Raw genomic sequence first — 16,892 nt, 5'->3', positions numbered from 1 at the left:
TCTGTAGCTTTATTTAGAAGATGTCTACCAAGATCAAACCTTTGAAATCTCTTCTTTATATACAATCTTTCGATTTCAAGTATTTCCCGTTACAACTGGAAAAATTAACGAACCAACACCAGCAGGCACATTCCAAGTTGTTTACAAAGAAAGAAATCGTCCATATTATAAAAAACAGATTGCAGGAGGTGCCCCGAATAACTCTTTAGGTAGCCGATGGATTGGACTCAATATTAAAGGAACAAAGGGCAACACATATGGAATACATGGAACAAATCAAGAAGGAACCATAGGTTTAAAAATAAGTGATGGCTGTATTCGAATGAAGAATAAAGATGTAGAATGGCTATACTCAAGAGTACAAAAAGGAGCAATTGTTATTATTCAATAATGGGCTCTAGTGCAAATATGTTCCTCTCATGGTGGACCGGAAAAAAGAAGTAAGATGAATCATCCATGAAATATTTTAAAGGAAAACAATTCAAAAATGCCAGTAGTAGCCGACGGCTACTACTGGCGTTTTTCTTTAAAGAGATTCATAAAAATAATAAGTATTAATTATATGATAATTCTAAGATTTTTATTTAAAGGTAGTAGGTACGTAGTAACTGTTTGATCCTTTTTATCTTGTAATAACCGGTCCCGAAACGATACCATATTCCTAGTTCTTTACTTTTGAACCGTTTGTACTTTTCTTTCCATCAATAGAATCCCCTTATGTCCTGTCTGTTACGAAATATTGTTCTAATTCTTTCAAAAGCTGTTTCGCTCCTTCTGGGCTTAACGTCAGTTTCCCTTCTGCTAGTTTCATATTCTGGGAAGACACTTCTCCAGTGATAGGACACGCGCCATATCTCTTATATTTCTGCAGGATGATACCCTCCCCTTCCACAAATATTTCTAAAACATCTTTTTCGTGGATATCAAGCGTACGCCTCATTTCCCTTGGTATCACAAATCGACCAAAATTATCCAGTTTCCGTACAATACCTGTTGATTTCATCCCTCTATTTGCCTCCATTCTTAAGATATTCTCTATATTCTATCCTAATATTTACCCTATCTAGATTCCGCATAATTATATACTTTAAGAACCAATTCCAGTACATCACTCTGTGTAAGACCTTCAGATACATCTAATTCTTCTCCAAACGTAAAAAACCACATTCTTTTTATTGATACGATCTGTCGTTTTACTATCTGATGCCACTAAACGCATAGAATCAAATCTCCTTGATTTTCACTATACAAATCTATGTTCTTGTCCCAGCAAGCACAAGATTATATAGAATACTGTAACAGATTATAGGAGCAAAAACAGAACAAGTTTGTCCTAGCAAATGACATAAATATTTTTCGCGGATAACTTACTTTTTTGTGTACTTTTACGAACATGATTGTTTTATATATACGGACTTAAATTTTATTAATTCTTATTATTTTGAATATTTATTCATTTGTTGTAAAATATAAACAACCTCATAATCTTACATTCAAATAACCTCATAAAAAAAAGGAGAATGCTTCCATGGAATTAAAAAGGTATTTACGTTCACTTTTAGAAAAGTTATTTCAAGAATATGAAGAACGCTATCCTAGCATGTACTTCGTATTTCAAAAAGTAGAACAGCAATTTGTTTTTACAGATGTAAATCAAGAATTGCTTCGATCTGTTCATCAGCAAAGGGAAGATTTTATTGGACAAACCCTAGATACAGCACCACACCTTGGAGATGAAGAAACAAGACAAAAATTGAAAACAATTTATCCATTAGCATGGGAGGGTAAAAAAATTATTTTTTATTGTTTTCCTGTTAGTAATCTTGATATATTCGTGATTACGTATCTAGAGCCCTTATATGTGAATCAGCAAGTCGTTCAGGTAATGGGGCGTTGTGCATCTTTTCATAAAAATGAATTTCAGGATACATTAGAACATCTAGAACAATTTGTTACTTTTGAAGTCTTACAGTAATATTTGTGCTAAATGCTCAGGAAAAGAAGAAAAACCTTTGTATGACAAGATTTTTTCACAAGAAGACTTTATAGATAAATTGCTTGTAAAGCGAGGAATCGTTTTGTCGTTATACGATCAACTGCCAGACAATCTTTTAGCGGGTTTTTTCATGGAAATTAACAAGAACATACAAACAGGGGTTCTTTCTGAAGCTATGTATCACGAAATTGCGTCAATTCAAATGGCTGCACAAAAACGAAACCTTTCAGAAATGGATTTAAAGGACCTCTATCAGCAAAAGGTAGAGCCTCAGTTAAAATGAAGTTGGATACTGGCGAATGAAGCGTCTATATAAAAAGGAATGCCCTTTTTGGTGTTTCAAGGAGCATTCTTTTTTTGCTGAAGCACCATCATAGCCAATCTTCTGGATAGAAGAGATACGCTTACAAGTCCAGTATCTTCATTACCTGCTTCGCTTGTTTATCCTCCACGCGGTAAAATACTTCCAATCCTTTTCGACTAGAGGTGACAACTTTAAGTAGTTTTAACTTACCTAGCTGCTGAGATACGGTGGATTGTGGTATATCAAGGTGCTGTTGTAATTGAGAAACATTTAAGGACTCTTTCTTCAGTAATTGATGAATAATTTCTAAACGCACAGGATGAGCCAGTGCCTTTAATACTTCTGAAAAACGTTCATAATCGCTTGATGTCATAAAATAGTACCTCCTTAAAGAGATTCATAAAAATAATAAGTATTAATTATATGATAATTCTAAGATTTTTATTTAAAGGTAGTAGGTGCGTAGTAACTGTTTGATCCTTTTTATCTTGTAATAACCGGTCCTGAAACGATACTATATTCCCAATTATTTCCTTTCGGACGGTTGTACTTTTCTTTCCATCAATAGAATCCCCTTATGTCCTGTCTGTTACGAGATACTGTTCTAATTCTTCTAGATGCTGTTTCGCTCCTTCTGAACTCAACGTCAGCTTTCCATCAGCGAGCTTGATATTCTTTAAGGATCTTTCCCCTGTGATAGGACATCCCTTATATTTCTATAGAATGATACTTTCCCCTTCCACAAATATTTCTAAAACGTCTTTTTCGTGGATATCAAGCGTATACCTCGTTTTCTTTTGTATCACAACTTGACCCAAATTATCTATTTTTCGTACTATACCTGTTGATTTCATCCTTCTATTTTCCTCCTTTTTCAAATGAGCTATTTTACATATTTAATCATCATTTTCATTTATTAGAATTTCAAGTATAATTAACAAAATTATATTTCTATTAGAAACTGAAGGGATGTACATGGGTACACCCACCCACTTGTCATTGCTTGTAGTCTAGAATTAGATCAATTGGTCGTTCTTGTGATGCGCTTTCTTCCTTCCTGATAAAAGAAAGATTCTAATTCGGCAAAAGAACCAAATAGAAATTCCTCATACACTCAAATTTTCTTACCAAATCGGCGTTCCGATTCCTGAATTCATGATACGAATCTTTTTTTCTTCTTCTTTTCTTCTGTTTTCTAGCTCACTTTCTAATTTGCGATACCACTTTCCTTTTTTGCGTGTAAAGTACGTTTTCACCTTTACATACGATATCCCTATCCCCTGTGACTGAATCCGTTCCATCACACTGTCTAGCATATATGCTTCTTCATATTGTTTGGGTTTCTGCCAATACATGTCGATGAAACCTCGATATTCCTCTTGTAACTTATGCTGTCAGAAAACGATCTACAAAAGAAGCACGCACATTATACAATGTCAGTATCAATGTCTTGTGTTCTTCATCATCTATATGAAAAGAGCGGGATCCAGTTTGAACAAAGTTCATTTTCTTATAAAAAGCAATTGCATTTTTGTTCTGTTCCCATACGCCTATCCAGACTTTCTTTTTCTTATGTTCTATCGTAATTTCTATCGCTTTATTTAGAAGATGTCTACCAAGATCATACTTTTGAAATCTCTTCTTTATATATAATTTTCCGATTTCAAGTGATTCATTATCCATTTCTTTAGAATGAGTATCACGTGTATTTACCTTTACATATCCAACGATTTCTTGTTTATACGTAACAAAAAAGAATGGCGAAGTATCATTCGATACTTCTTTACCTAATTGTTGTAAGTTACATGTTTTATCCAAATGAGCATTCATCTGTGTCAATGAGTTTTGATGCTTAAATGTCTCATAAAATGTTTCATACATAATCCTTTGAAGTCTTCGTAAGTTTTTGCAAGTACATTTTTTAATATCTACAGCCAACTAAATGCGTCACTCCTCTTTTACAAATTCCTAGTCTTTTTCAAAAAATTGTTCTTTTCGAGAGATTTTACTATACCATGTAAACACAAAATCGACCATTTCAAAAAAGTCCATTGTTATAGACACTTTTCATACAACCACGCTGATACTGCTAAAATCGCTACCTACTACATGTTCAATACGTTTTTTGATCCTACATACACTGAAAATTTTCTAGAAAAGACAGACAATAAAAGGAAGCCCTCTCTTAAAAGAGAGGGCTTCCTTTTATTGTCTCAAAATATGGCGTATTTCCGACATATCCATTTTCGTAAACTTTGCAATATCTTCAATATCCATTCCATTTTTATGCATTCCACGGATTAATTGTTCTCTTTCTACTAATTTTCCTTTTTCCATACCCTCTTGAAGCCCTTCTTCTTTCCCAACTTTTCGTCCTTTTTCCATGCCTTCTTCTATACCCACTTCACGTGCATGTGCCAATTTCGCCTGTTCATCAAATAAGACTTTTTCCCGTGCTTCATATGCTAATCGGAAGGAGCTACTCTGACTCATATTCTCCCATTTGTGGATCGCTTTTTGTAACATGGGGTCTTGTTTCATGGCGATATCCTCCAATGTGTGGGTCAAATGTTCATCTTCATGTGCTGGTAACAAGAGTAACCAACGAGCAAATTCATTTTCCCACGGATTAATTTTTTCTTCTCTCCATTGCTGAAGCAATTTTGGAATCTCGATAAAATGAATTTCCAAATCATCTAGCAAGACTTGTTTCTGCTGTTTACTCCAAAACTGTCCAATTGTATGCATATCTTCATAATCAGGAAAGAGATGAAAATCTAATAAGTTAATGGCAATCGTTTTTCGGAGCGAGCGATATGACATTCCTTTTTCAAGCTGAGACGTGTAGAGTTTACTCCAATAATAAAGGGAACGTTTTATAATCTCTTGTGTATTTCTTAGTTGGATTTCGATGTTGACTTTTGTTCCATCATGCAGTGTTGCCAGTATATCTAGTATGGATAATTTATCTTCCTCATATTCTTTATGCAAATGCGGATCTTCAATTTTCAGCGATGCAATTGGTGTAGATAAAGACTCCTGCAAGATTGCATTTAAAAAAGAAATTAATAACTCTTCTTGTCCTTGTACACCAAATAATTGCTTAAATGCAAAATCGACTCGTAAATTCACTAAAGGTTGATTCATGGTTAGAGTCACCTTTCTATTTCGTATTCTATATGTCTATTGTAGCGAGGGATAAAGAGAAGAAGCAACCCCTGATGACTTGTTGGGTGGATTTTATTTTGGGTAAACAATGCAGTACGTGAAATTATACAATACTTCAGCATACTAATAAATCGACTTCTTACAGGGTTTTTTCTACCGTTTTCATCTCACAAATTCCCTTGATTTCTTTTAACAGCCTATTTGTTTTTTATAACAAGTTTGGTTCCCTCTGTATACAAAACCATTCCGAATCTCTCTTCGTTGCCTTACAGATGAATATGAGTAGCCGTTTTTTGTGTCTTTCTCAAAATCCACTTTTTTCATATCTTCATTCCCAATTTTTTGCGGCTTCATAGTCACACACGCTGTCTTGCGCTGTATCTCTCATTCCTTTATACTAAAACGGTATATCTATGACAATGAGGTGTCTTATTATGAACAAAACAGAATTAGTCCAAAAAGTTGCAATGGAATCCGGATTAACGAAACAAAAAGCAAGTATCGCTGTAGATGCTGTTTTTCAATCCATTCAAAATGCACTACAAAATGGGGAAAATGTACAATTAATTGGCTTCGGTTCATTCGAAGTCCGAGAACGTGCTGCCCGTGAAGGACGAAATCCACAGACAGGGGAATCCATGACGATTCCTGCGAGTAAGGTACCTACCTTTAAAGCGGGGAAAGTATTAAAAGAAGCTGTAAAAGCTAAATAATATTTATTGAACAGTAGCATGAATTCTAATGAATTCATGCTACTGTTTTCTTTTATAAACGAATGGCTGAAATTGTATGTTGCAATATACAATCTGTTGTTTCCTTTACAGTTACTTCCCTAAGTGGACAGAACGGACTATAGACATTAGAATTCTAAAAAGCTAAAAGTTCCGCAAGGAACAGGTCGTATTTTCTTCCACTTCATTTCAGAAAATCTCCACCTTTTGTGATTGGTTACTTCACTTCGTTTCAATAGCAATCCCAATCCTTTCCCAACTTTTTTTGGCTCGTGAAATGGCGTCACCAAGCCGACATACCAAAAAGCAAGTGTTTTTTCTCTAGCAGCTTGTTCTTTCCAGTATACGAGCCAAATCGCTGGCCTTTCGTCCTGATATTTAGCTTTTCAGCCTTCGTCACCAGACGTTTCAAACCTGGGGAATCGTCCCCACACGACGAACTAATCTCTATCCCAAAAGGCAAGGAAATGTTTTTTTCCAAACCCTATAAATACAGCGTCTCTAGAAATCATCCATTCTTTTTTTGTACCATTTGAATCTAAAAAGAATTAAATTAGATATCTTTAGTTTCGAGACAGAGTTCGCGAGACGACGATAGTCTTTTTTTATCTCGTGTGTTCCTTCCCTTTTTCTAGAGCTGATTCTTTCTTTGTCACCTGTTGATACGGAGCAAATTTGCGGAAAGGATCATATCATTTTTCTTGTTCGACTATGTGTGATCGTGTTTGTTTCGTGATAGTGACGCCATTGTCCCCCAGTTTTTCCTGCACATTACTTTCTAATTGTTGAACAGACTCTTGCGTGACAAGTCCATGTTCGATTGCCACTTGTTTGCTTGAAAAATACCGTTCTTCCATCAGTACACGGTCAAAAATGCTATCAATATCTCGAACAGTTTCTTGTCCTTGCGCTCGTTTAAACGCTTCGTACTTTTCGCTTAATTCCTGTTCCACTGCATTCGACACATGATCAGCTGTATGAGTAATATTTTGCGTTCTTTCCGTAACATCCACTTCTTTTTCTGCTTTCTTTTCTTTCTCCTGTTGCAACACGATTTCTATTTTCTCTAAAAATTCCGCTGCTGTTTCATGCACTTCTTTAACTAATTTTGCCTTCTTCCTTAGTTCCTTTCCTTGTGTCCAACTTGCTACATAATTGGGTAGAAAGAGGACGCACAGCCGAACTGTGTCTTCCTCTAGCCCCCGTTAGAACCGTGCGAGCAAGTTTCCCTGCACACGGCTCACGATTAATCACTTCTATCCTCTTATGGTCCCTGCTTTTGAATGGGCATTTTTATGACATGTTCCACACAAATATATTTTGGGAATATCTTTACTTGCTTGTTGTCTCGCCTGAATATCTTTTCTTTTCCCTCGCTTTATCATCCTCATGTGATGTACATGGAATTTCCCATCAGCTTTCCCACATTCGTTACAGATACTTCCTCCGATTTTTCTTACTTCATCATTAACTTCAATCGAATACCCTGAATTAAGAATACCAATAGATTTTTATACACATACAAAACAATGTACCATCAAACATCGCAATAATCTGATTGAACAAGATCATCGACATGTCAAACGTCGATTTGCGAAATCGTCTGGATTTCAAAGTATCCGACACGCTTCTCGTACCATAAAAGGGATTGAAACGATTCAGGCCCTATATAAACAGAGACGAAGTCTTGAATCAGATTCCGTCTTTTCTGCGTACAAAGAACTACAAAAATTAGTAGCGATTGCTTAAATTCTATCCCAAATTTATAGCCCTCTTTATATTTTTTCTAACTTTGCAACGGAACCAGATTTTTTATAATCAGAAAACATAAGGTTTTCTCCACTCCTAATATTCAACAAAGCTTCCATAACAGGGAAGAAATTTATATCCTTATATGTTCTTAATTCTCCATTTTCTCTTACAAATTCTAGAGAATTATTCCCCCTTAATATTGAATAGCTCCAAAGTTCTTTTACCCAAAATCCGTATAAACTCTTTAAGTAAGTATTGGTTACTAATTTATCATCTGCAATATTATTCTCGATTCTTTCCTTATAACCTTCCATTAATCCAAAATCCCCTAAATCACAAAGAATTAACATACTCAGTATATCACTAAAGATTTCTATATCCGCATTAGAATTTCTCATTTTTTGGATATTTAAGTACACTTCTCTGACATTTTTCCCCTTTAAACGATCAATATATAAATTAAAAACATCTGCAAACCGTCTCATTTCTAAATCCATGCTGTTTTTACATATTTCATGAAGATATTCCATTAATATCAAGTGGTCATTCAAATGAGCAAGCGCAAATGCGACCCTCGCATTTATATTTAATCTATCGTCTAAAGTACTTATATACTCAATTATCTTTTGCTCTTGTTTGTCTTTGTCATTTTCAAAAATGACATTAGCAATTTTCGAAAATGTATATACAGATATTTCCTTATCTTTATTTATCCAATTAGAAATTGTAGATTTAGCAACTCCAATTTCTTTTGCAAAATCCGTGTACGTCTTATTTTTAGAAGATAAATAATTATCAATTTCTTTAGCTAATTTCTTCATGTATTTTCACCTAATCTTTTTTATCGAATATCCAGAAACATGCATACAAGTAAGAAAATTATACCACGACACCCAGAAACAAGTATTTTCTCGATAGATTTCTGAATTTACTGTATATTTAGTGTAAAAAAAGGGGAGAAATTCTCTTATTTTTGTGCCTAATCTTGAAATATGAACTTATGGTGTTGATATTATTTAGATAGAATTGTAAAATAAAAATAACTTATTCAAGATACGCAGTTTTTAGAAATATTTACCAGCTAAAAAAAAAAAAAAAAACCCACCGCCCAGTTTTTAATTGGCTTCTAGTTTGGCGACCGGAACCAATTAAAAACTCCTAAGATAAGGTTTTAATTCACACTATAAATATATGTGTTTTTCTTTAGTATCATACTTGATATTAAAATTATATCATAATGCATATACAATGTGAATATAAAACCTCTGTTTTTCCTTTTTATTTGCGGTGGGAAAAATAGGAGGTTTTTTCTATGTTAACAAGTTTTGAAAACCTAACCGCTAGTGATCTAACTAGCGATATTCATTTGGACACAAAAACTTTCAAAACAAACATGAAATTTAGCAAAAAAAATAAAACATCAAAATACCTCATGCATGGGCCAAAGTTTTTTGATGAGATTCGTATATATTTAATCAAAAATAACGAACTTGGAGAATATGCTTTGCCTTCATCCGCATTAGCCACTTACATTTTACTTCACTATAAGGTAAATGATTTAGGGCGACTTCCTCGCGATTTCAAACTATCTACTATCGCGAACGAATCTGATATTCCCTATACAACTATTCATACAGGTTTCCAAGCTTTACTTCATTCTGGACTTGTTAGAGAAATTTTTATTAACGGAAAAATTCCAGTGTATGAAATTTGCAACTATGCCAGATTAAATCGTACAGCAAAGGAAACAAAAGATAATGATGGAAAACTTTCATATTTTCGAATCCCTAACTTATTGTTAGAGACTTCTATTTTAAAAGAGTTAGTTTCCCATCGTGACAGCAAAGGTATTATTGAATTTTTAGGATTATGTACCCACTTTACTCATCAATTTAAATATAGTAAAAATTCCGTTGAAGATTATTCTTTTGTTCGTAACATGGACAGCTTAAAGAAGCGTTTAGGGCGAAATGCAAAAAAAGTTCGTAATTACTTAAAAATTATCTCACCAGTTTTCAAGTTTGATGCTGCCATACAAAAGGTTCGAAACCCACGTAAAGGACGAATAGCTCGCATACGTGAAAAGATCCAACAAATCGTTATCACTCAATTTACAGTTAGCATGCATCCTGCATGTGTGATTGAAAATGACCGAGCTGAAATTAGGCAAACTGAAGCTAAAATGCGTAAAGAAGCAATGGCTCGCCTTGAATCAGTCGGTATTGCTTTAACAAATAACGAACGCAAAGACATCACTGTTGCATACAAAGGCGAAATATCATTAATTGCTTCTTTTATTAAGAATAAACAGCTTCGCGATAGTTTTATGACTTACGCAATGAGTTATGCAATGGATCAATGTGAAAGCTTCTTAGCAATCGGTGAAAAAATAAAAACAATTGGTGGATTTATACGAGCAAAACTTCGTGAATCACTCGTTTCATGGAGTGATAATTATTTAGATGATGACACTCGTCATAAATTAGTTATGGATCTTACTTCTAATGATATAGATGTACCTAACACGTTCCGACTTACTTAAATTTTAAAAATGAATATATTATGAGCCTTGTTCAAAAAAATCACTAAGGACAGGGCTATTTGTCATGTTGAAATTAAATAGATAGTCCTTCTATTACTTTATAAATCTCAAAACAGTAGGTTCGATTTTCCCTCTCCCTACAGTTTTTTTATGTTTTTATATACTATGTTACGTCAGAATACTTGTGGGATTGTTAGTAATTTAATAACTACATTGTGTAAACCTTAGTAATTTATTTTAAAACTTGTTTAAAACTGAATAATATGTAGCTGTAATTATGGAAAAGTTATTATTCCGATTCAAGTTTTCAGACAACTCCTGTACCCCTAGAGCCACAAGGGATTTCTAAGTTGTATTTTTATCTATATAGTATTTGAGTATTTATATTTTTAATTGAATTCTTTTTATATAGAAATTGAGCTTATACTTAAAATGTATTAATACTTGAAAAAGTAAGAGTAAATGAAAGAGAATTTTATAAAAATGATGCTACTCATTTAAAGAAACTTGTAGAGCTTTGTAGGGCCTTGTAAATTCATTCGCAATCTTTAAGGCATCTTGACTTGTTTTAGGGAAGCACAAGGGATTTTATAAATTTCCTAGAATTGCTACAGCAAATCACGTAATCTATAAATCTCAAAGAAGGAGTTGATTGTATGAGTCAAGTCATATCATTAAAGCGTCCACAACGCCCATTAAACAGTTCGGACGTTGCAAACATACTAAACATACCTCCTAGTACATTACGGACGTATACAGGGCATTTCAGACGTCTAGGGCATCCGTTTGAAAAAAAGAATGGCCGTATAGTGTATTCAATCCGTGATGTAGAACTATTTAAAGAAATGCTGAAGCTACATGAACAAGGTTTTGGAACAATTCGTGAATGTGTTTTAAACGTTGTAAACATTGAGGACACCAAGGACAACGTGGACAAACAAAACGAACAATGTAAACAAGCTCAGGACACCTCTTCGCCAATTGAAGCAGCAAATGAGATAGCAAGGATCAGGCAAGAAATGGAGGAATTACGGAAATATGTCGATGAAAGTATAAAAAAACGAGATGAATTGTTGCTGCAAACATTACGGGAAGTATTAGAATCAAAACAAAAGAAAAAAAGAAGTGGTGGCAATTCTGGAAGTAAGTCCTCTACTGTTCAACTGTGGAAATCAGAGCTTTTAAATAAAGAGTCCTAGATAACTATATGTATTTAGGACTCTTTATTTTTGAAGTGTGTATAATAAATTCTTTTCCCCTCTCTTTCTCCAATTTTTATTTTCTATTTTCGATTTGCACTCGTATTTAAATAACTTACAATTTTATATTGATATTTAGGTTGTATAAATTTCATACAAAAAGAATGCATTTAATGTACGACTTATAGAGTCGGACGATTATCCTGGGTCCGAAAACGCTCCGGAATATATTTCTTGTATTTTTTTTATAGATTGTATGCATTATATATATACCTGAAAAGTATTTTAAATGTGTTTTTAGTGAAAGTTTAAAATCGTGCATTAAAATGATATGAAAAATATATAATATATATATAAAAAATGAATGATTTGTATTGAAATTTCAACTGAAAGGGTTTATAATGTAATCGATATATAAAAAAGGAATAAAAATTATATAAAAAAGGTGGTCATTGAATATGATAATGAGAACAGTCGCTGATATTGGAAATAGTGAATTAAAAATGATGATTAATGGTGAGTTAGTTAAACAACAAAATGTGAATAAGCGTATATTTGGTCGTGTGAAAAATAAAGAAGGAAGTTTGCAACATAGTGTAACAAACTTAATGGATGAAATTTGTGTTCATGTGACAAGTGATGCGATTGAGCGTGATGGAAAATTCTATGTAGGATACCGTGCTGCACATTCAAATGGTAAACCGGATGCTCTTGATATTGAGTTAGGAGATAAACATAAGCGAGATCTACCTGTAGTTAATGTCTTATCTGTTATGGCAAGTAAAGCGGTTCAAACAATTTATAACGAAGTAGGAGAACTACCGAAAAACATTGAAATACCTGCATCACTTATCTTAGCAATTCCTGCTTCCGAGTATGAACCATCTAAAGCTCGTTTTCTTGAAAGTCGATTTAAGGATAATGAGCACGTTGTAATCGTATATGTAGGAGAAGAAAAAGTAACAGTGCAAATTGCATTTGAAATTGTAAGGGTAACTCGTGAGGGTGTTCCGGCCTTATATGCGATTTTCGAAGGGAATTCTGATATGTTCACAGATTTCAGTGAACTGTATGAATTAGAAAATACAAATGGCCAATACTTTAAAGATAAGAAAGTTTTACATGCTGATATTGGAGATGGTACATCCGAGTACATTTATTCTGATGGTTTAAACCCTGTTCCAGACGCATGTTGGGGCGAGAAAAGAGGAATTGGTCATGCAATAGAAGGAGCAATTAAATTGCTACAAGAAGAATATGAAGGCGGTGTAGATATTAATCGCCAGCAATTTAGTGAATTAGTCACTGACTCTGGTGATAAAAAGCATGATAAGGCTGTAGAATTTTTAGAAGAAACTCGATATATGCAAGCTCAAGGAATTTATAGTGACATCGAAAAATCATATATTTATAAAACATCTAGCAAAGCCGAAGTCCTAGCAGTTTATGGGGGCGGAAGTATTGCATTGAAAGATGATTTATATAAAAAAGCATTAGAATTTTGTAAAGTAAATGATATTCAATTACTCTGGATTCCTAAAAAATATGCAACAGAAATGAATGTTAGAGGAATGGAAATTTTAAGCGATAAATTAGTTTCTAAGGTGACTAAGAAATGAGTAAACAAAAACAGAGAGAACAATATAACTGGAATTTTAAAAAAGAAAAAAATTCAAAATTCCACGATTGGCTAGATACACAATCTAACATATCAGAATCGTTAATCACATTAGTTTTACATTTTGTGGATCAATATGGAATAAATGATGTAACAGACTATGAAGTATCTAAACAAATGCAAAGAGATCTCTTCATGAAAGAAGAGTTTTATCAAGACATTTCTGTTTTATTAGAAAAGGCAAATGTAAACAGTATTAAGCTAAATAATAATGTACCAAATGTTATTGAAACTGAAACTGCTCCAGAAGGAACTGTAAAGTCCAGTGAGAAAGTGAAGAATGAAGTGAAAGTATCAAAAGTACAAAAAGAATCTGGTTCAATTGAACAAAAAGATGAAAAATATATAGAAGAGGTTGATGAGAGTAAGCTTTGGGGCTAATTTGCAAATTTAAATAAAAAACTCACTTCATCCCTAGTTTAAGCAAAAAAAAGACTCCATTTTGAAAAAGATTAAAATGGAGTCTTTTTTTGCTCGGGCTGATTGCCTGAAGCCCAGGATAAATCAGAATATGTCCCATATCCCGATTTATCTGACATGTCCTGATTCTCATTTGACCTCTCTAGTCTATAATCTTTTTCTTCTTTAATTCCCTATATTCTAAAATTAGAAATCCATTTAAACCCCCACAGGATGGAGACAGGGGCTTTTAAAAAGATGCATATCAAATGATGCTATGAAAATAAAAACACCACCTTCGTAACAATAGGGGGAGTATAGTTTTTTAAAAACATAGTTTAATTTAAATTGATTCAAGAGTATCTTTTCAATATCTTGAAGTCCTTGATCCAAAAGCACCGAGTGTAAAAATAACTAAAGCAAAAAAAACTACAAACTTAATGACTGCGAATGAAATTGTAAATATCAATAGCTTTAAAATGGCCCTAATAATAAACTTTAGAATACCCATAGATATTTGCTCCTTTATAACTCCATATCATGACTTTTTCTTTTTATTTTCTTCTCTTTCTTTTCATCATTATCCTCTTCTGTTTCTTTATTGGTTGAGTTTTTTACTTTGTCTAAATCGCCAACAGTTTGAACAGAATTTTTTGTGTCGTCTATATCTATACGGTCAGGTGTTCCATCATTATCAAAATCCCGTTCTCTTGTTATTTCTTCATAACGAATACGAATGATTGGATCTCTAGCAAGTATAGTATCTAATGTACCAGCTCCTAATTTGTTATCTATTTCTTTCAAATCTAATGATTCAATATTTGTCAAAAATGACTCTTTATATTGTTCTTCAAATAAATCTTTAAAGGAGGTATATGTGATTGATTGAGTAGGAGATATTCTTTCTTTATCTTCCAAATTAAATTAGGGAAATTCTATGTTTCCATCATCTTTTTCTTTGAAATTTTCAAGGAAACTTTTTTTAAATCCACATAATATATTATGTGAAATTTCTTCTCTTTCTTTATCCATAATATTCATTCCTCTCTTTAGGGTATTAAAAAAAACGATAGATAAAAAATATCTATCGACTAATTGATTGTTTCTTGTTCATATTCTTATCTTTTGATACTTCTTTTTCTTCTTTCTTGATTTTGACATCAAGATCCTTAACGCCATCCATTGAAAATTCAACTTTCTTTTGTTTAGGGGTATCTGTTTCCTTTTCTTTTGCAATTTTTTTCTCCGTGTTTGTAAGAATACTCTGAAAATTACCAACGTGAATTTTTCTGGCTTCTTTCTCAGTTGAATACGAAGCCGTAGTAACATTGTGGTTAACAACAGCAGTCACTTTTTCGATTTATTCAGTAGTGGGATTGTTTACCATATATTTAAATTTATTTGACTCTTTATCCGTGCTTTTACCTGCAATTTGATTATTTAATCCTTCAGACATAACCTTTGTATATTGAATCATTAGTTCCTGCTCATTATTATCTAATGAATTTAGCATATTTTTAATTTGATCTTTATCATCTTTAGCATTTGTTTCAACTTCCGTTTTTTCTTTATTAGTATCTTTTTCCGTTAACTTAGGCTCTTTTTCTACATCTTGTTTATAACGGTTTTCAAATAGTTTTCAAATAGTTTTCCGACACGATTAACTTTTTGTGAGTATAAATCTCTTTTGATTTCATCGAGTTCTTCCAACTTTGTATAAAGAAGTTTTTCTTGTTTTGACAAACGATCATAATTAATATTATTTTCTTTTGGTTTTTTCTTTTCTGCTGTTTTCACTTCTTTTTTTTCTAATACTGCATTTTTTCCTTCAACGATATTTTTTAATGCTTTTTCAATCATGTTAGCCTGTGCTGCGGAAAAGAAGAAAGAATAATCCTCTTTATCATTTCTCACAACAGAAAAATCCACGCCTAATTTTTTTAACTCTTTTTGATAATCATTTAACTGTTGTTTTGTTAAAATTTCATCTAAAGCAACTACACCACCAGTTTTTTCATGCTTATTAATAAGATCACTAATTTTCTGTTTACCAGCTTTAGTTTTATCATCAAATATAAAATCTTTTGGTTGTTGTTCTTTACCTTCCAGTAACTTCGATAATGCTTCTAAAAGCTGTAATAAAGTTTGTTCTGATATTTTCAAAGACTGTGCTACGACTTCCATTGCGACCTGTGTATGCTCATCTACAGAAACCATTTTCAGCCCTCCCCTTTATAAATTATTTAACTAAATTACACCATATTTTGGTTAGAGATGATATAATTTTCAGAAAGAAATATTATGGTTTTAGCAAAGGGGCAAGCTACGGGTGTGTGACCACACACTCCAAAAACGTTGTTTTTGACTTGGTAGGAGTTTCCTACAACCTTTACAAAAATAAGCGGTATATTTGTTGTCGCTGCGCTCGAAATTTATAAAGAAAGTTGTTGTTAAATGATGGGGAGAATTAAAACAAAGTTAAACGTTCGTTTATTAGAAGAAGAGAAAGATTATATAAAAAATAAAGCAGAAGAATTTGGCTATAAAACGGTATCTGCATTCATAGTTGATAGTGCAAAATCACATTTCAAACTTGAAGTAGATATGAAGGTTTATAGGGACTTAACAAAAGAAATAAATTACATTGGTAAGAACATAAATAGCTTAATTAGAAGGATCCATACAGACGGAATTTATACAGATAATGATATAGATTTTCTTAGAATGAATCAGAAGAAAATCATAAAATTAATTCATACAGAATATGACCGATTATTGGATTTAAAAACCAAGTTTAATAGTGATAGCTTAAGCAAAAAACAAAAGAAAAAATTAATAGAATCTGACCTGGTCAAGAAAAACTGGAACACAAATTAGATTACGCAATTGATTTTGAATATTGATAAGGAGTCATTCCGTTTAATGTTGAATGAGGACGAACAGAATGATAGTACATATAAATAAATTCAGCTACTAACTGATTCACTTGGGACAGGGAAATGAGCTTTTCTCCATGTAAGTATTCTCGCTTAAAGATACTAAAGAAAGATTCTATTACTGCATTATCCCAACAGTTTCCTTTTCGGGACATACTTTGTTGGATTTTTTGCTGTTTACAAAAAT

Annotated in this window: 17 protein-coding genes and 5 pseudogenes; 10 read left to right on the top strand and 12 right to left on the bottom strand. The window is 32.9% G+C overall.

The features are described 5' to 3' along the window. Positions 1-46: 46 nt before the first annotated feature. Positions 47-391, top strand: a complete 345-nt coding sequence (locus CDB3_RS29570; protein WP_128856944.1) for a L,D-transpeptidase — start codon at positions 47-49, stop codon at positions 389-391. Positions 392-715: 324 nt separating this feature from the next. Here the strand turns inward: CDB3_RS29570 and CDB3_RS29565 are convergent, their stop codons facing one another. After that, positions 716-1,003, bottom strand: coding sequence for an AbrB/MazE/SpoVT family DNA-binding domain-containing protein (locus tag CDB3_RS29565; protein WP_128856931.1), 288 nt, complete (start codon positions 1,001-1,003; stop codon positions 716-718). Positions 1,004-1,528: 525 nt separating this feature from the next. Here CDB3_RS29565 and CDB3_RS29560 point away from each other — a divergent pair. Beyond that, entirely contained in the window at positions 1,529-1,975 is a 447-nt protein-coding gene (locus tag CDB3_RS29560; RefSeq protein WP_128856930.1) for a hypothetical protein, read from the top strand. Positions 1,976-2,012: 37 nt separating this feature from the next. Then, a complete protein-coding gene (locus tag CDB3_RS29555; RefSeq protein ID WP_372708566.1) occupies positions 2,013-2,279 on the top strand; it encodes a hypothetical protein in 267 nt (88 codons plus the stop codon). A 121-nt stretch (positions 2,280-2,400) separates the two neighbouring features. Here the strand turns inward: CDB3_RS29555 and CDB3_RS29550 are convergent, their stop codons facing one another. From CDB3_RS29550 to CDB3_RS29525, 5 genes and pseudogenes are all read right to left on the bottom strand, one after another. Next, a complete protein-coding gene (locus CDB3_RS29550) occupies positions 2,401-2,673 on the bottom strand; it encodes an ArsR/SmtB family transcription factor (protein WP_128856929.1) in 273 nt (90 codons plus the stop codon). 202 nt (positions 2,674-2,875) lie between these two features. Continuing rightward, positions 2,876-3,154: pseudogene (locus tag CDB3_RS29545) on the bottom strand (AbrB/MazE/SpoVT family DNA-binding domain-containing protein). Between the two features lie 270 nt (positions 3,155-3,424). Continuing rightward, positions 3,425-3,655: a hypothetical protein gene (locus CDB3_RS29535; RefSeq protein ID WP_128856928.1), complete on the bottom strand. Its 231-nt coding sequence runs from the start codon at positions 3,653-3,655 to the stop codon at positions 3,425-3,427. Positions 3,656-3,686: 31 nt separating this feature from the next. After that, the gene (locus CDB3_RS29530) at positions 3,687-4,238 is read right to left on the bottom strand and encodes a GNAT family N-acetyltransferase (protein ID WP_128856927.1); all 552 of its coding nucleotides are present in this window, start codon (positions 4,236-4,238) and stop codon (positions 3,687-3,689) included. Positions 4,239-4,505: 267 nt separating this feature from the next. Next, positions 4,506-5,447, bottom strand: coding sequence for an Rpn family recombination-promoting nuclease/putative transposase (locus CDB3_RS29525; RefSeq protein ID WP_128856926.1), 942 nt, complete (start codon positions 5,445-5,447; stop codon positions 4,506-4,508). A 455-nt stretch (positions 5,448-5,902) separates the two neighbouring features. Between CDB3_RS29525 and CDB3_RS29520 the strand changes: the two genes are divergently transcribed. Beyond that, positions 5,903-6,181 carry an HU family DNA-binding protein gene (locus tag CDB3_RS29520; protein WP_128856925.1) on the top strand — a complete coding sequence of 93 codons (279 nt, stop codon included), beginning with the start codon at positions 5,903-5,905 and terminating at the stop codon, positions 6,179-6,181. Between the two features lie 710 nt (positions 6,182-6,891). Here CDB3_RS29520 and CDB3_RS29515 read toward each other — a convergent pair. Then, the gene (locus tag CDB3_RS29515; RefSeq protein ID WP_128856924.1) at positions 6,892-7,293 is read right to left on the bottom strand and encodes a hypothetical protein; all 402 of its coding nucleotides are present in this window, start codon (positions 7,291-7,293) and stop codon (positions 6,892-6,894) included. Positions 7,294-7,708: 415 nt separating this feature from the next. Between CDB3_RS29515 and CDB3_RS29510 the strand changes: the two are divergent. Beyond that, a pseudogene (locus CDB3_RS29510) lies at positions 7,709-7,948 on the top strand (DDE-type integrase/transposase/recombinase); the annotation flags it as partial. Between the two features lie 56 nt (positions 7,949-8,004). Here the strand turns inward: CDB3_RS29510 and CDB3_RS29505 are convergent. Continuing rightward, positions 8,005-8,772 (bottom strand): annotated as a pseudogene (locus CDB3_RS29505) (AimR family lysis-lysogeny pheromone receptor); the annotation flags it as partial. A 491-nt stretch (positions 8,773-9,263) separates the two neighbouring features. On the opposite strand from CDB3_RS29505, the gene CDB3_RS29500 reads away from it, so the two are divergent. The 4 genes and pseudogenes from CDB3_RS29500 to CDB3_RS29485 all read left to right on the top strand — a co-directional run bounded on the left by CDB3_RS29500 (position 9,264) and on the right by CDB3_RS29485 (position 13,751). Next, entirely contained in the window at positions 9,264-10,493 is a 1,230-nt protein-coding gene (locus tag CDB3_RS29500) for a hypothetical protein (RefSeq protein WP_128856923.1), read from the top strand. A gap of 656 nt (positions 10,494-11,149) precedes the next feature. Beyond that, a pseudogene (locus tag CDB3_RS29495) lies at positions 11,150-11,640 on the top strand (MerR family transcriptional regulator). Positions 11,641-12,150: 510 nt separating this feature from the next. Beyond that, on the top strand, positions 12,151-13,311 hold the full coding sequence (locus CDB3_RS29490; RefSeq protein ID WP_128856922.1) for a ParM/StbA family protein: 1,161 nt from the start codon (positions 12,151-12,153) through the stop codon (positions 13,309-13,311). Further along, positions 13,308-13,751: a hypothetical protein gene (locus tag CDB3_RS29485; protein WP_128856921.1), complete on the top strand. Its 444-nt coding sequence runs from the start codon at positions 13,308-13,310 to the stop codon at positions 13,749-13,751. Before CDB3_RS29490 ends, CDB3_RS29485 begins: the two co-directional genes overlap by 4 nt. Positions 13,752-14,294: 543 nt before the next feature. On the opposite strand, the gene CDB3_RS29480 is transcribed toward CDB3_RS29485, so the two are convergent. From CDB3_RS29480 to CDB3_RS32735, 3 genes are all read right to left on the bottom strand, one after another. After that, on the bottom strand, positions 14,295-14,687 hold the full coding sequence (locus CDB3_RS29480) for a hypothetical protein (protein WP_256869974.1): 393 nt from the start codon (positions 14,685-14,687) through the stop codon (positions 14,295-14,297). A 166-nt stretch (positions 14,688-14,853) separates the two neighbouring features. Next, a complete protein-coding gene (locus tag CDB3_RS32740) occupies positions 14,854-15,120 on the bottom strand; it encodes a hypothetical protein (RefSeq protein ID WP_256869973.1) in 267 nt (88 codons plus the stop codon). A gap of 254 nt (positions 15,121-15,374) precedes the next feature. Beyond that, positions 15,375-15,986: a DUF3801 domain-containing protein gene (locus tag CDB3_RS32735; protein ID WP_256869972.1), complete on the bottom strand. Its 612-nt coding sequence runs from the start codon at positions 15,984-15,986 to the stop codon at positions 15,375-15,377. Between the two features lie 240 nt (positions 15,987-16,226). On the opposite strand from CDB3_RS32735, the pseudogene CDB3_RS29470 reads away from it, so the two are divergent. Next, positions 16,227-16,613 (top strand): annotated as a pseudogene (locus CDB3_RS29470) (plasmid mobilization protein); the annotation flags it as partial. A gap of 34 nt (positions 16,614-16,647) precedes the next feature. On the opposite strand, the gene CDB3_RS29465 reads toward CDB3_RS29470, so the two are convergent. Then, positions 16,648-16,892: integrase core domain-containing protein (locus CDB3_RS29465; RefSeq protein ID WP_142263501.1), on the bottom strand; the 245-nt coding region annotated here is incomplete at its 5' end.

Source organism: Bacillus sp. CDB3, assembly GCF_002081505.1.
GTDB classification, from domain to species: Bacteria; Bacillota; Bacilli; order Bacillales; family Bacillaceae_G; genus Bacillus_A; species Bacillus_A cereus_AT.
The sequence above is the reverse complement of the archived record's forward strand: the minus strand, read 5'-3'. Positions and strand labels throughout refer to the sequence as shown.

What these genes read in the sequence shown, in the direction of transcription:
- CDB3_RS29560 (WP_128856930.1), top strand. Translation starts at nt 1,529, where the DNA reads ATGGAATTAAAAAGGTATTTACGTTCACTTTTAGAAAAGTTATTTCAA.
- CDB3_RS29485 (WP_128856921.1), top strand. Translation starts at nt 13,308, where the DNA reads ATGAGTAAACAAAAACAGAGAGAACAATATAACTGGAATTTTAAAAAA.
- CDB3_RS29525 (WP_128856926.1), bottom strand. Translation starts at nt 5,447, where the DNA reads ATGAATCAACCTTTAGTGAATTTACGAGTCGATTTTGCATTTAAGCAA.
- CDB3_RS29500 (WP_128856923.1), top strand. Translation starts at nt 9,264, where the DNA reads ATGTTAACAAGTTTTGAAAACCTAACCGCTAGTGATCTAACTAGCGAT.
- CDB3_RS29520 (WP_128856925.1), top strand. Translation starts at nt 5,903, where the DNA reads ATGAACAAAACAGAATTAGTCCAAAAAGTTGCAATGGAATCCGGATTA.
- CDB3_RS29535 (WP_128856928.1), bottom strand. Translation starts at nt 3,655, where the DNA reads ATGTATTGGCAGAAACCCAAACAATATGAAGAAGCATATATGCTAGAC.
- CDB3_RS29565 (WP_128856931.1), bottom strand. Translation starts at nt 1,003, where the DNA reads ATGAAATCAACAGGTATTGTACGGAAACTGGATAATTTTGGTCGATTT.
- CDB3_RS29490 (WP_128856922.1), top strand. Translation starts at nt 12,151, where the DNA reads ATGATAATGAGAACAGTCGCTGATATTGGAAATAGTGAATTAAAAATG.
- CDB3_RS29550 (WP_128856929.1), bottom strand. Translation starts at nt 2,673, where the DNA reads ATGACATCAAGCGATTATGAACGTTTTTCAGAAGTATTAAAGGCACTG.
- CDB3_RS32735 (WP_256869972.1), bottom strand. Translation starts at nt 15,986, where the DNA reads ATGGTTTCTGTAGATGAGCATACACAGGTCGCAATGGAAGTCGTAGCA.